We start from the raw sequence: 13812 nt of genomic DNA, 5'->3' as shown, positions 1-13812 counted from the left end.
ACATTAAGTTAGTGAGGAATAAAATGTAAGCAGAAAATATAACAATGACCCATCAAATCACAATTAAAGGCGAAGCTTTGCCTGTAAGTATGTTTGGAACCCCATATTTTTGGTTCGACTCTTTAACGGGCGTAGAAAAAATAAATGAACTCTTTGAATACCAACTGATAGTAAAAATACGAGATGAATACGGTAATCCTGCCCACGGATATATGGGATTAGAAGGCTATATTTCACCAGAACAAGCAAAAAACAGTGGCACACCCGCATCAGACTTAAACCTGCAAAGTTTAATAGGTACAGAACTTACGATCTGTATGCGCCTAGATGGCTTAAAACTCGATATCTCCCAACTGAGCCAAATTAACAACTTCAGCCAAGACCACACCTACCAAAACAGTATCAATGGGGCAAGATACTTTAGAGGCATGGTGAATAAAGTCGAAGTACTTCCAGTCCGCAACCGGCATGCCTGCTATAAAATCACCCTCGTACCATGGCTGTGGCTCCTGACAAAAACCACGAACTACCGTATTTACCAAGATGAATCAGTCACCACGATTCTTGAAGACATATTACAAAAATATCCATACCCCGTTGAATACCGCATTAGTGGCAACTTCATAGGACTTGACTACCAAGTCCAATATGGAGAGAGCGACTTTGACTTCATTAGCCGACTTATGCAAGAACACGGAATAAACTACCACTTCGAACACAGCCACAACGAACTCACCCTCGTGATTTCCGACCACAACTCCTCCTTTAAACCCATGCAAGCCGAAGGCTACCAAAAGCTAGACATTTACCCACCAAACCAACGCTTTCCCAATAAAGCCGAATACATCGAGTTTTTTGAACCCGCCCAACAATTGGTGAGTGGCAAAGTCTATCTAGGCGACTACCAATTCAAAACCCCACAACTCAAACAAATTGCAGAAGAACAATTTATGTGGGAACACCTGCATGCAGAAAACGAAATATACGAATGGAACCAAGGGGACTATTTCGATGCCAAAGAAGGCGGACAAGACAAAGCACGACAATACATAGAACGCGTTTATCAACACGGCTATAGAGCCCAAGGCAAAGGACACCTCAAAGGCCTACAAACAGGCTTCAAGTTTGAGCTGAATAACCATCCCAACAGCCAATCGAATGGCGGCTGGATTGTGCTAGGAACCCAAACCACCATCCAAGACATCAGCCAAGAACAAAACAGCAACCAATACTACGACTCCCAAGTCGAATTTATAGTACAACCCGATGAACAAGTACTCCGCCCAGAACGCAGTATTAACAAACCCATAGGCAGAGCACAAACTGCAATTGTTGTTGGACCCGAAGGCGAAGAAATCTATACCGATAAATATGGACGAGTAAGAGTTAAGTTCCACTGGGACAGAACCAACAAAGATGACATCCATAATTCATACAATAACAAGAAACCCGAAAAGCGAGATAAAACCAACACCTGTTGGTTACGCGTATCTACCGCATGGGCAGGACATAACTACGGCACGATTCATATTCCACGTATAGGACATGAAGTCATTATTGACTTCTTTAATGGTGATCCTGATATGCCATTTATATCTGGACGCTTAACTAATCCCGACAACATGCCCGTATGGAATTTACCATCACAACAAGCACTTAGCGGTATTAAATCCAAAGAATTTAAAGGCAGTGGATCGAATCAATTGGTGATGGATGACACGCCAGGTAACTTACAACTGCACCTAAAAAGTGACCATCAATCGAGTGAGCTGAATCTAGGACACATTATCCGTATCCCCGACTCAAGCGGAAGAAAGGACTTTCGAGGAGAGGGTTTTGAGTTAAGAACAGATGGGCATGGGGTGGTGCGTGCAGCGAAAGGGTTAATTATTTCAACTTATGCACGTATAAAAGCAGATAAGTATATTAAAGATATTAAAGAGGTAACTACGCGATTAAAAAATGCAGTCGATCTTCACAAGATGCAAATTCAATCTGCATTGGCACATAAAGCCGACCCAAGAGCAGAGGCGGAATTGGCAGGTGATGAGTTAAAACAACAGTTAGAAAATATAGAAGGTGATAACACTAAAAAACAGCCTGAAGTACAAACCGAAGAAATTGTAATTGGTTCAAATGCAGGTATTGCGGTTACTTCTGAAAAAACAACGCATATAGAAAGTAGAGAACATATTGCACTCACCTCACAAAAAGACATAAGCCTTGTTAGTGGTAAAAATTTATTTGCGAGTGTTGTGAATGGTATTTCTATGTTTGCACAGAATTGTGGTGCACGTTTGGTTGCTGCTCGAGGAAAACTTGAGTTAATTGCACAAAGTGATGATGTTGAAATAATAGGTGATAAAAAAGTCAAAATTTTAAGTGTGAAAAATAAAGTTGAAATTGCCGCTGCAGAGGAAATATTGCTTTATGTAGGTGGTAATTATATAAAAATAACAAAAAATGGAATAGAGCATGGTACTAAAGGAACGTGGGCTGCATATGCTAGCGAGCATAAAATGGAGCCACAAAAAACCACAACCTATAATTTGCCTGCATTCCAAGCCTCGCATGATGAAGCTTTTCGTATTTTAGATCAGAGAGGAAATCCCTTAGTTGGTATTAAATACAAAATTGTGATTGGCGATGATGAACAGGTGTTTAGAGGGGTAACAGATGAAAAAGGGTTTACTAACCGTGTAAATACGAACTTTGAAGGTAAGACCGTTAAGATTTTACAAGATTTTGATAAGAATGTTGAAGATAAAGAAGACTTAGAAGAAGAAAAAGGAGAAAGCGAGAATGGTGGAAATTGAAGCAAAACCAGATGAGCAAGTTTTAGCAACAAGCAAAACTACGACTCCAGGTGCGACTTATACAGATGCGGAACTTGAACAATTAACCGTTCATGTGTTTTTTGATGGCACAGGAAATAACCGTTTTAATACTGCTACATATAGAGAAAATAAAGATAAAGCAAAAGAAGGAAGCGTGAGTTATGAAAATTATTATTCAAACATTGCCTTGTTATTTATGGCAATGCAAGAGTTTGATGATGTAAAAAAATTATATATAGAGGGTTCTGGTACGACGAGAGATGAAGAAGATGATACAGCTGGTTTAGGTTTTTCAAAGGGGAAATCAGGAAGAACGACAAGGGTAGAGAGTGCTTTAGCTCAATTAGAAAAAATTTTAGAAGGGGTTTCTAAAGAAAAAGTGATATTGAATGTTTATGGCTTTAGCCGTGGTGCAGCTTGGGCACGGCACTTTTGTTATTTGGTGAAATCGGAAAAATATAAAGATTGGAATGTATGCAAAATTAATTTTGTGGGTATTTATGATACCGTTTCTTCCGATGGATTAGCGCATTATAACGATGTAAAAGAAAGTGGTTTAGATATTGGTATAGCGCAGGAGATTAATTATATTGCGCATATTACTGCGCAAAATGATTATAGAAAACATTTCCCATTAACGCCAATTCATGCCGCACTTCATGATGGTATAGGTTTTGAATGTAGTTTTCCTGGAGCGCATTCGGATATAGGTGGTGGATATAATGAAAGATATCCAGAGAAAGATCGCTTTTTGGGTTATGTAGAAGATGGGGAAGCTGGAGTACAGGGAAAATTAATAAATACATGGTTCGGTTTACATATGAATCATAAAGAATATATCGACTTTAATTGGTTTATTAAAAAAGGCTATTATCGACCCAATCAAATTGAGTATAAACCTACTTTAGGACAGGGAACAAAAATTTATGCGACTAGGGAGGTAGAATATCATTATCAATTTATTACCTGTGATGCAATGTATGAAATAGCTAAAGATAAAGCAAATTACATACGTTTAAATGATACAGATTTTGAAGAAGGCTTTAATGAAATGAAAAAAAATGACTATTTAAGTCGTTTTCATGAAGGCGCTTTGGCATATGTGAAGGTAGCCTATCCAAATAAAAAAGGTGGGCATCAGGTTCCGTTACTACCTTCAGAGGAGGATATGCAGGAAATTTATAATCGTTATATTCATAGTTCATTAACTTATGATGCTATTGATAATAGAGGAACAATTTTAAGTAAAACTAAAAAAGCAGATGGAAATTTAGATTATAGTAACCCCAAGCGACCAGAGGTAGAGAAAGGTTATAAGTACCAAGAGACTCCAATACAAAATCAAGAGGGCGTTTCTACATGAAAAAACAATCTATTTTCACTTTTGTAGTCTTTTTAATTCTTATTTTAAATATAGGTGAAAATATGGCGCATGCTGAAACATATGGGGTATATATCGGATATCCTACGGGTTATTTCTCAGAATTTAATAATCAACATTCTGTACTATTGAATGAAAAAAACCAAATTATTACCCGTTTTGGTGGACGCAATGCAACAACAGGGCAATTAGGTTATGGTGTACAAAATTCTTCAAATAGTATTAAAGAAATTCCTTCAAAAATAAAAGTCATGTGGTTTTCTTTGACAGAAAATCAATTTTGGCGGGGGGAATTTGAACTCCCTAAAAAAGAATTAAACATACTATTAAATAAAGAAAAAGTCTTAGATGTTTTTTCCAGTCGTAAAGGACGTATTAACGATAAATATGATGAAATTATTGTTAATGTAGCACCAAAGGGTAAAGTATATATATATGTGGGGGGTTGCTAAAAAATTAGTGGGTACCTACCAAGCAGAAGCAATTGATTATGAGTGGGAGCAACATGCACGTGATACTTGGTTGTTAAGCTCACGAAGTGTCATTAAACCCCGTGAAGAATACCCACAAGCAATACTTAAAAATAATAAAAAGTTTATAGATGATTTACCCAAAACTTATAATGAAGAGTATTTTAGACCAGTGTCTTGGACACTTTCCTTGAAAGGTCAAGAGGAGTTAATTGCATATGCAACAAACACGATAAATGGTGAATATACTCATGTATTAAAAGATGTAAATCAAGAAATTATAAAGTCACTTCCTAAAAGAATACTCTTCGATTTTGTTCATGATAAAAAAGTGAGACGATTAAATATTATCTTTAAACAGCCTTATGAATTTTTTAAAGAACATTTTGATTATAGAAGTAAAGTTAAAATTATAATTGATATGCCAAACGATAAACATTTATCTGTTTATTTTCAACAAGGTGAAAAGATTGTCGAATTTAAAAATATTCGTGCTCAGGAATTTAATCGTTAATTTTTAAAAGTTGTAAAGTTTTAGGCTTTGCAACTTATTTTTAATAGAAGAAAATAATAATGACAATATGTACTTCACAATGGATAACAATATTATTTGCTTTATGTATGGTAAACGTAAGTTGTGCTAAAACGCAGGAACAACAGACTATGCGTATTTACCCAGCAAAGGCTTTATATTTTCATTATTACCAAATAGATATTCCACAAGACATAACGGTGGATGATAGCCAAATTGAGGGTGAATTTTGGGGCAATCGTTTTTTTGCTTACCCTATAACGTCACAACAAGCTTTTGATGAGTTGGTGAATGAACGTATAAATGTATTTAAAAACCATAAAATTTCCGAAAAGGCCCTTGCTTATGGGCGAGAGAGTTATCAAACTTATGCGGATGAGGACGTTAAAAAAATGTATCCACCGTTAAATATGACCACCGCCTTATATGAGGCTATTCGTTATGATGCACAGCATTATAAAATTATCGCCAATTCTTTAAATAGTTTAGATACCAGTTTTACTTCTACACTCTACACTCTACACAATACTATATATATGTGCCGGAACGGCATCAATATATTATGACACGGCAGAATATGCAGCCTGCTTCACTCATTGTAAGTAGAGACCAATATAAAAGTGGAAAAACCTTTTTAACAGAAGTACTGAGTACTAATAAAAACCTATTGAGTAATAAAAACTATATGGCGGTCGGTCCAGTGGTGTGGATGAAGCCCGACTCGCATCCAAACATAGAATATAGAATGGAGTCAAAAGTTGTGCCCATGTCTTTACATTTAGATGTAGGTGCAAGAAAAGACAAAGGTGATACTAAGGACGAACTAGAAGATGCTATAGCACGACTAAAAAGGTTAAGTGAAGGAACATATAAAAAGTTATATAGCAGTAGTAGAGACCTAGCAGGTATGAAAGGAATCGAGCGTTGTTATATTGTGCCTGCAGCCAAGTTTAATCCATATAGTTATGTGTGGTGTGCATGGGGTACAGATGGAGAAAAAGAAGATATTAATAAACCTGCGGTACGTTTAACCATGAAATATAAAGTGGGTTCATCAAGTACTGACATTCAATATGCAATGGATGCGTGGAAGCAATTGATGGATAGTTTTAAACGAAGAACTACAAGTTGAAATAAGAAAATCTCCAAAATGAAACATATATAGGCTAATCTAGAACATAGAAATATATGTTTAAAATAAGGAAAAACAATGTCACGCGATTATCAACAATTTCCAGATGATGACAACGGCAACGTACTTTGGCAAATGGCTGAAGATGGTGATGACCTAACAGTTGCACATGAAATTGAATACTCAATTGCATTTAAAAGCCAAGAACTTGCAGAAAAATGCGCACTATTCTTACTTCAAGAAGAACAAAAAATCTCATTGTTTCAAGATGAAGAAAGTAACGAATGGTTTATTACCATTTATGTTTACATGGAACCAGACTATTCAGATATTGTAGACTTAGAAGAATGGTTCACTAAAATTGGCACAGAATATAATGGCGAATACGATGGATGGGGCTGTATGGCTTACGTCTACGATGATGAGGACGAAGATTTAGATGCAGAACAACCTGCATAAAAAATTCAAAAAAAAGCATGCTATTGAGCATGCTTTTTTTATTGCTGACCCAATTGAGAAATAAAAACCATACTTAAAACATGGCTTTTGGCTACATCAACGAAATATAAAAATGTTATAGTGTGTTTTTATATTTTGTCTTTTTTTCTTGAGATTTTTTATGTCTTTACCTAATTGTCCAAAATGCCAATCAGAATACACATACGAAGATGGCGAACTACTTATTTGTCCTGAATGTTCACATGAATGGAAAGATGGCGAAACTTCAGAAGCGGAAACTAACGCTATTATTAAAGATGCAAACGGCAACGTACTTGCAGATGGCGACACAGTAACAGTGATTAAAGACCTTAAAATTAAAGGCTCATCATCTGTGGTGAAAGTAGGTACAAAAGTAAAAAATATTCGCTTGTTACCAGATGCTGCCGATGGACACGATATCGATTGTAAAGTTGATGGTGTAGGCGCAATGAAATTGAAATCTGAATACGTGAAAAAAGCTTAAACGTATTTGAAAGAAAAAAGCACCGTATTTTTACTGTGCTTTTTTCTTGCCTGAAATATATAAAAATCAAACAAATAAACAGCTTCAGGCTGTATCAAGAAAACGAACGTGATATAACAATAAAAACATTTTGAAGATTTTTCTATGCCTCACATCCATCTTGAATATTCAGACAATATTGAAAACTTAGAAGTAAAACCACTTTTACTTTCATTAAATAAAGCATTAATTAACGGTGGTTATGCTCAAGCAGGTTTGGACATTAAAAGTCGTGCAACATGCCAAAAAGACTATGTGATTGGAGATAATGAACCCAATCAGGCTTATATTCATTTGAAGTTGTCACTGCTTACAGGTCGATCTGTGGAATTACGACAAGAAATTTCGGCATGTTTACTGAATGTACTTACAGATAATGCACCAAAGCAAGAAAAAGTGACGGTTCAACTCTGTGTGGAAGTACTGGAAATGCAACGTGAAATTTATGCGAAAAAAATAATAAGTTCAAACTAAATAATCCAAGGTAAAACTTCTGAGTAAGTTTTACCTTTCTTATGATGTAAATATCTTAAAAATTTAATAAAGTTCATTCGAAATAGGTACTTATTTTTAAGTTAAGTACTTTTTTATTTTTTAAAAGTCATTTATATTTCATATAAGTAGAATAAAATTTACCCAATATATTTTAAATACACATAAATAAGAGCAATTAGAAGAGGTGTGGTATGTCAGGATGGTTCGAGATTAGTCAGGCAAAAGACGGACAATATCGTTTTGTTCTAAAAGCAGGGAATGGTGAAACAATCCTAACCAGTGAATTATATAAAGCTAAACCTTCGGCTCAAGTTGGTATTGAATCTGTTCAGAAAAATTGTACAGATGATTCACGCTATGAAAGACTGACTGCTAAAAATGGGAAACCCTATTTCAATTTAAAAGCAGCAAATCATCAGGTTATTGGAACAAGTCAGTTATATGCGAGTGAACAGTCACGAGAAAAAGGCATAGATTCTGTGAAAAATAATGGTGTTAAAACTGTCGTTAAAGATCAAACCGTATAGTTATTATTTGACGGAAAAAAGCATGCTTAGGCATGCTTTTTTATTTTCACTTAGATTTTTTGAAAATACTTAATAAATTTTATAAAGATAAAAATCTAGTCATTTATTTAGCGATTATTTAAAGCATAATTTAAATAATGAATATTAAGTGAAAATTGAAATATGGCATTTACAGATTTTTATAGATTAAGTTCACATGCTGTTATTTTAAATGAAAACAATGAAGTTTTACTTCTAAAAGCGACTTATGCCAATTGTGCATGGGGGCTACCTGGTGGTGGTTTAGATATAGGGGAGACTATCCATGAAGCGCTTATTCGTGAATGCAAAGAAGAATTAGGTTGTGATATTTCCATCGATTATTTGTCAGGTGTCTATTTTCATTCTGCTGTAATTTCGCATGCTTTTATATTTAGATGTCATCTATCTAAAAACTCAAATATTCAATTAAGTTCAGAACATTCTGAATTTAAATGGTTTTCGATAGATGAATTAAGTCCAATTCAAAAGCAACGTGTTGAAGATTGTCTTACTTTTAATGGTGAAGTGAAAAGTAGAGCTTTTTAAGAATTTAAATCAGAAAATATTTATGTGATTTATCATTTTTGTGATTATAATCTGTTTGAAAAACAATCAAAGAGAACAACAATGAAAGGCATTATTTTAGATTATTCAATTCAAGACAATACTGGAATAATTAGTGGCGATGACCAAAATCGTTATTCATTTTCAGGTAGTTCTTGGAATGAACAAATTGCACCCATCAAAGGACAGCAAGTTGACTTTCAAGTAACAGGAGAAGGAAGTGCTGTAGAAATTTACTTGATTGGTGGACAGCGTAATACCTTTACTCAAGCTGGGGAAAAAAGCAAAATTATTGCTGCTGTACTGGCATTTTTCTTAGGTGGATTTGGTGTTCATAAGTTTTATTTAGGACAAATAGGTTGGGGCATTGTTTATTTATTATTCTGCTGGACATTTATTCCATCTATCGTCGCATTTATTGAATTCATTATTTACTTATGTACAAGCGATGAAGATTTTGCGAAAAAGTATGGTTGATTTTTATTCATGAAAAATAGAGGGTGTTGTTATACATCTTCTATTTTTAAGATAAAAATAATACAAATAAAAGCATAATTAGGTTTAGTGAAAACAAAAAATATAGAGGTAGAAATTACGTGATTAATTTTTATGTGTAGATATGTAAATAGAGCATTTTTTTAGATCTAAAAAGTATACTTTATTAAGGCTATTCATAAAAATGATATTCTTAAACAAATCATATCCTATTGATTTTTTAAACAATAATGAACAGTTGTGCAAAAAATAAAGAATAGGAGTAACATAACGACACTAAAAACGTGAAAAAGGTAGTACATTTTATGTATTGTTCACCTCTCTCAAAATTGGTTTTAACCACATTTGCAAGCCTTACATTGGGCATTTCAGCGACACATGCCGCTGATGCTTTTAGCACAGAAAGTCCGTGGATGTTTGGTGACTGGAATGGTCAAAGAACAGATCTTCAAAATAAAGGTTACGACTTCAGCTTTGGTTACACAGGCGAGTTAGCAAACCTTATTGATGCTAAAAAATCTTCTAGTCATGGTACAGAATACGCAGATCAATTTGCGATTGGTGCACATTTAGACTTAGAAAAAATTGCAGGTTGGAAAGACACCGAAGCACAAATTACGGTAACAGAACGTAATGGTCGCTCACTTTCTCAAACTTCAGATGCCTTAGATGGTCATTTGAGTTCTTCACAAGAAGTGTGGGGACGTGGTCAAACTTGGCGTTTAACTGATTTTTGGATTAAGAAAAAATTCTTAGACCAAAAATTAGACGTTAAAGTGGGTCGTTTTGGCGAAGGTGAAGATTTCAATAGCTTCGATTGCGATTTCCAAAACTTAGCACTTTGTGGTTCACAAGTGGGTAACTGGGTAGGTGACCAATGGTACAACTGGCCAGTATCACAATGGGCTGCACGTGTGAAATACAACATCACACCTGAGGTTTATGCTCAAGTAGGTGCTTATGAATATAACCCTGAAAACCTTAAACGTGGTAAGGGTTTCAACCTAAGTACAGATGGTTCTAAAGGTGCGATGATTCCTGTGGAAGTTGTTTGGACTCCTAAATTAGGTTCAGAGAAACTTTCTGGTGAATACCGTGCAGGTTATTACTACAGCACAGCTGATGCTGATGTAATTGCTAGCACGACTGGTGAAACAGGTCATCATCAAGGTGGTTGGGTTGTTGCGAAGCAACAATTGACTGCACATAAAGGTGATGCTTCTCGTGGTTTAACTGGTTTTGTGAACTTAACGGTTCATGATTCTAAAACCAATGAAAAATCAGATATGCAAAACATTGGTCTTGTTTACAAAGGTGCAATGGATGCTCGTCCTAAAGATGAGATTGCTGTTGGTTTAGCTCGTATTAACATGAACAACGACTTAAATGATGGTCGTAGTGAAGAATACGATGCAGAAATATATTACGGAATTCATGCGGCAAATTGGTTAACAATTCGTCCAAATGTTCAATATATTCGTCATGTAGGCGCATATAAAAATGGTGAAAATGCTTGGGTTGGTGGTATTAAATTCCAAACAGCATTTTAGTTTTTAGACTTATAAATATTTGCACGTAATGATTGAGTATTTTGATGCATAAAGAAATTATGCATGCTCTGAATGGTGTAAATATTTAAGGTCTGTGAACTGTAAAGGTGCTCATTTATTTAAAGTTAAATCTTTATCTCCCTAAGTAAATGAGCGTTAACAGAATCTTAAAATAGGTGGTCAATATGAGTACTCCATCTTCAGGTTCAGTTCTAAAAACGATTTTAGCCGTTGTTGCTATTATTTTCGGTTTAGTACTGCTGATTGGAGGGGTATATCTTGCAACACTAGGTGGGTCTTGGTACTACATCATTGCAGGTATATTCTTCATTGCTACAGCAATTTTATTGCAAAAATTAAAAAGCACTGCGCTTATTGTTTATTCGGCACTTGTACTTGGTACAGTGGTATGGGGGCTTTGGGAAGTTGGTTCTGACTTCTTCGCACTTGCGCCTCGTTTAGACATTTTAGGTGTATTTGGGCTTTTATTATTAATTCCTGCGGTTACGCGTGGTTTTGATAATACGAAAACAGCTAAAACAGTATTGACTGGTACTTTGGCAATTACGATTGCAGTTATGGTCTATTCAGTTTTTAACGATCCACAAGAAATCCGTGGTGAGTTATCAACTAAACAACCTGCTAAATCGGAAGTGACTCCGGGTATTGCAGATGGCGATTGGCCTGCTTATGGTCGTACGCAATCTGGTTTACGTTATTCTCCATTAACTCAAATTAATTCTGAAAACGTAAAAGACCTGAAAGTTGCTTGGGAATATCATACGGGTGAGTTCAAAACTGAAAATGACTCGGGTGAAACAACCAATCAGGTAACGCCAATTAAAGTCGGTGATAACATGTACATGTGTACAACTCACCAAAAATTGACAGCACTTGATCCTGCAACAGGTAAAGCAAAATGGACTTACGATCCTAAGTTAAACGCAGATCATACGTATCAGCATTTAACTTGTCGTGGTGTTTCATATTTTGACGTAAACAATACTGTTGGCTTCGAAACTAGCTTAGCTTCAAAGAAAACAACATCTGCTGAATGTCCTCAGAAAGTCATTCTTCCTGTGAATGATGGTCGTCTTGTTGCGGTAAACCCACAAACAGGTAAGCCATGTTCAGACTTTGGTAAAAATGGTGAAGTTGATCTTCAAAAAGATATGCCGTATCCGTATCCGGGTGGTTATATCCCAACATCACCACCTGTTGTAACAGGTACAACCATCATTATTGCGGGTTCTACTACAGATAACTATTCTACTGAAGAGCCATCTGGTGTAATTCGTGGTTATGACGTAAATACAGGTGAACTTCTTTGGGTATTTGATACAGGTGCGGAAGATCCAAATAAAATTCCTGCTCCAGGTCAAAAATTTGTTCAAAACTCACCAAATGCTTGGGCACCTTTAGCGTATGACGCTAAATTGGACATCGTATATGTTCCAACAGGTGTAGGTACTCCTGATATTTGGGGTGGTAACCGTACTAAGTTGCACGAGCGTTATGCGAACTCAATGTTAGCAATCAATGCGACTACAGGTAAGTTGGTTTGGAACTTCCAAACAACGCATCATGACCTTTGGGATATGGATGTACCGTCACAACCATCATTGGCTGATATTAAAGACAAAGATGGCAAAACTGTTCCTGCTATTTATGTATTGACTAAAACAGGTAATGCTTTTGTTTTAGATCGTCGTAATGGTAAAGCAATTGTGCCAATTACAGAGAAACCTGTTCCACAATCTGTGAAACGTGGTCCTCAAACGAAAGGTGAGTGGTATTCTAAAACTCAACCATTCTCTGACTTCGATATGGCGCCTAAAGAGAAATTGACTGACAAACAAATGTGGGGTGCCACTATGTTTGACCAATTGATCTGTCGTGTATCTTTCCATAAATTGAACTACGATGGCATTTATACGCCACCATCTGAAAATGGTACTTTGGTATTCCCAGGTAACTTAGGTGTGTTCGAATGGGGCGGTATGTCTGTTAACCCAGACCGTCAAATTGCTGTAATGAACCCAATTGGCTTGCCATTTGTGTCTAAGCTTATCCCTCAAGATGCAAACCGTCCTAAAACTGCAAAAGGTGCGGGTACTGAAGCGGGTGTTCAACCAATGTATGGCGTGCCTTACGGTGTTGAAATTAGCGCGTTCTTATCTCCATTTGGTTTACCGTGTAAACAACCAGGTTGGGGCTTTGTTGCGGGTGTAGATTTAAATACACACGAAACAGTTTGGAAACGTCGTATTGGTACAATTCGTGACAGTATGCCGGGTATTCCATTACCTCCATTCAAAATGGGCGTTCCAATGTTGGGTGGTTCTATCTCAACTGCGGGTAACGTGATGTTTGTTGGCGCAACTCAAGATAACTATATCCGTGCAATCAACGTTACAAATGGTGATGAGCTTTGGAAAGGTCGTCTTCCTGCGGGTGGTCAAGCGACACCAATGACTTACGAAGCAAATGGTAAACAATACGTTGTTATCATGGCGGGTGGTCACGGATCGTTTGGTACCAAAATGGGTGACTCTGTAGTTGCTTATGCACTTCCAGATGCTAAATAAAGAATGGTTTAGTTCATGTAAAAAAGCCTGATTCGTCAGGCTTTTTTATGCAATATGTAGTGAAGTTAAATTAAAAAATGAATGATTTTTAAAGTTTGTCATATATCGCTAGATTGAAGATAAATTTATCGAAAAGTAATCTATTAGAAATTATTACGGCACTTTGAGTATCAAGCACAATACACAATAAAGAAAAGGGTGGTGTTTCCAAAAGTAT

At 36.1% G+C, this 13812-nt stretch carries 14 protein-coding genes; all 14 read left to right on the top strand.

Annotation, left to right across the window (positions count from 1 at the left end; genetic code table 11):
• Nucleotides 1-44 precede the first annotated feature (44 nt).
• On the top strand, nucleotides 45-2816 hold the full coding sequence (locus A6M14_RS10695) for a type VI secretion system Vgr family protein (protein WP_152874962.1): 2772 nt from the start codon (nucleotides 45-47) through the stop codon (nucleotides 2814-2816).
• Complete coding sequence (locus A6M14_RS10690; RefSeq protein ID WP_152874960.1) at nucleotides 2803-4200, top strand: phospholipase effector Tle1 domain-containing protein; 1398 nt, start codon at nucleotides 2803-2805, stop codon at nucleotides 4198-4200. The genes A6M14_RS10695 and A6M14_RS10690 overlap by 14 nt, the downstream gene beginning before the upstream one ends.
• The gene (locus A6M14_RS10685; RefSeq protein ID WP_152874957.1) at nucleotides 4197-4670 is read left to right on the top strand and encodes a DUF2931 family protein; all 474 of its coding nucleotides are present in this window, start codon (nucleotides 4197-4199) and stop codon (nucleotides 4668-4670) included. The genes A6M14_RS10690 and A6M14_RS10685 overlap by 4 nt, the downstream gene beginning before the upstream one ends.
• Complete coding sequence (locus A6M14_RS10680; protein WP_152874956.1) at nucleotides 4654-5202, top strand: hypothetical protein; 549 nt, start codon at nucleotides 4654-4656, stop codon at nucleotides 5200-5202. The genes A6M14_RS10685 and A6M14_RS10680 overlap by 17 nt, the downstream gene beginning before the upstream one ends.
• A 149-nt stretch (nucleotides 5203-5351) precedes the next feature.
• Nucleotides 5352-5786: a hypothetical protein gene (locus tag A6M14_RS10675; protein ID WP_152874954.1), complete on the top strand. Its 435-nt coding sequence runs from the start codon at nucleotides 5352-5354 to the stop codon at nucleotides 5784-5786.
• A complete protein-coding gene (locus A6M14_RS10670) occupies nucleotides 5783-6352 on the top strand; it encodes a hypothetical protein (RefSeq protein WP_152874952.1) in 570 nt (189 codons plus the stop codon). Before A6M14_RS10675 ends, A6M14_RS10670 begins: the two co-directional genes overlap by 4 nt.
• 78 nt (nucleotides 6353-6430) lie before the next feature.
• Nucleotides 6431-6811: a ribonuclease E inhibitor RraB gene (locus A6M14_RS10665; protein WP_152874950.1), complete on the top strand. Its 381-nt coding sequence runs from the start codon at nucleotides 6431-6433 to the stop codon at nucleotides 6809-6811.
• A 160-nt stretch (nucleotides 6812-6971) separates the two neighbouring features.
• Entirely contained in the window at nucleotides 6972-7316 is a 345-nt protein-coding gene (locus tag A6M14_RS10660; protein ID WP_152874949.1) for a zinc ribbon domain-containing protein YjdM, read from the top strand.
• Nucleotides 7317-7460: 144 nt separating this feature from the next.
• A complete protein-coding gene (locus A6M14_RS10655; protein ID WP_152874948.1) occupies nucleotides 7461-7829 on the top strand; it encodes a 5-carboxymethyl-2-hydroxymuconate Delta-isomerase in 369 nt (122 codons plus the stop codon).
• Nucleotides 7830-8041: 212 nt separating this feature from the next.
• On the top strand, nucleotides 8042-8377 hold the full coding sequence (locus tag A6M14_RS10650; RefSeq protein WP_152874947.1) for a YegP family protein: 336 nt from the start codon (nucleotides 8042-8044) through the stop codon (nucleotides 8375-8377).
• A 162-nt stretch (nucleotides 8378-8539) separates the two neighbouring features.
• Complete coding sequence (locus tag A6M14_RS10645; protein ID WP_152874945.1) at nucleotides 8540-8944, top strand: NUDIX hydrolase; 405 nt, start codon at nucleotides 8540-8542, stop codon at nucleotides 8942-8944.
• 81 nt (nucleotides 8945-9025) lie between these two features.
• Nucleotides 9026-9439, top strand: a complete 414-nt coding sequence (locus tag A6M14_RS14180; protein WP_199287342.1) for a TM2 domain-containing protein — start codon at nucleotides 9026-9028, stop codon at nucleotides 9437-9439.
• Between the two features lie 323 nt (nucleotides 9440-9762).
• Nucleotides 9763-11007 carry a carbohydrate porin gene (locus tag A6M14_RS10635; RefSeq protein WP_152874944.1) on the top strand — a complete coding sequence of 415 codons (1245 nt, stop codon included), beginning with the start codon at nucleotides 9763-9765 and terminating at the stop codon, nucleotides 11005-11007.
• A 185-nt stretch (nucleotides 11008-11192) separates the two neighbouring features.
• Nucleotides 11193-13595 carry a glucose/quinate/shikimate family membrane-bound PQQ-dependent dehydrogenase gene (locus A6M14_RS10630; protein ID WP_152874942.1) on the top strand — a complete coding sequence of 801 codons (2403 nt, stop codon included), beginning with the start codon at nucleotides 11193-11195 and terminating at the stop codon, nucleotides 13593-13595.
• Nucleotides 13596-13812 lie beyond the last annotated feature (217 nt).

The sequence above is a fragment of the Acinetobacter portensis genome, from assembly GCF_009372215.1.
Lineage (GTDB): Bacteria > Pseudomonadota > Gammaproteobacteria > Pseudomonadales > Moraxellaceae > Acinetobacter > Acinetobacter portensis.
The sequence above is the reverse complement of the archived record's forward strand: the minus strand, read 5'-3'. Positions and strand labels throughout refer to the sequence as shown.

What these genes read in the sequence shown, in the direction of transcription:
- A6M14_RS10645 (WP_152874945.1), top strand. Translation starts at nt 8,540, where the DNA reads ATGGCATTTACAGATTTTTATAGATTAAGTTCACATGCTGTTATTTTA.
- A6M14_RS10655 (WP_152874948.1), top strand. Translation starts at nt 7,461, where the DNA reads ATGCCTCACATCCATCTTGAATATTCAGACAATATTGAAAACTTAGAA.
- A6M14_RS10630 (WP_152874942.1), top strand. Translation starts at nt 11,193, where the DNA reads ATGAGTACTCCATCTTCAGGTTCAGTTCTAAAAACGATTTTAGCCGTT.
- A6M14_RS14180 (WP_199287342.1), top strand. Translation starts at nt 9,026, where the DNA reads ATGAAAGGCATTATTTTAGATTATTCAATTCAAGACAATACTGGAATA.
- A6M14_RS10650 (WP_152874947.1), top strand. Translation starts at nt 8,042, where the DNA reads ATGTCAGGATGGTTCGAGATTAGTCAGGCAAAAGACGGACAATATCGT.
- A6M14_RS10660 (WP_152874949.1), top strand. Translation starts at nt 6,972, where the DNA reads ATGTCTTTACCTAATTGTCCAAAATGCCAATCAGAATACACATACGAA.
- A6M14_RS10695 (WP_152874962.1), top strand. Translation starts at nt 45, where the DNA reads ATGACCCATCAAATCACAATTAAAGGCGAAGCTTTGCCTGTAAGTATG.
- A6M14_RS10675 (WP_152874954.1), top strand. Translation starts at nt 5,352, where the DNA reads ATGCGTATTTACCCAGCAAAGGCTTTATATTTTCATTATTACCAAATA.
- A6M14_RS10670 (WP_152874952.1), top strand. Translation starts at nt 5,783, where the DNA reads ATGACACGGCAGAATATGCAGCCTGCTTCACTCATTGTAAGTAGAGAC.
- A6M14_RS10690 (WP_152874960.1), top strand. Translation starts at nt 2,803, where the DNA reads ATGGTGGAAATTGAAGCAAAACCAGATGAGCAAGTTTTAGCAACAAGC.
- A6M14_RS10685 (WP_152874957.1), top strand. Translation starts at nt 4,197, where the DNA reads ATGAAAAAACAATCTATTTTCACTTTTGTAGTCTTTTTAATTCTTATT.
- A6M14_RS10680 (WP_152874956.1), top strand. Translation starts at nt 4,654, where the DNA reads ATGTGGGGGGTTGCTAAAAAATTAGTGGGTACCTACCAAGCAGAAGCA.
- A6M14_RS10665 (WP_152874950.1), top strand. Translation starts at nt 6,431, where the DNA reads ATGTCACGCGATTATCAACAATTTCCAGATGATGACAACGGCAACGTA.
- A6M14_RS10635 (WP_152874944.1), top strand. Translation starts at nt 9,763, where the DNA reads ATGTATTGTTCACCTCTCTCAAAATTGGTTTTAACCACATTTGCAAGC.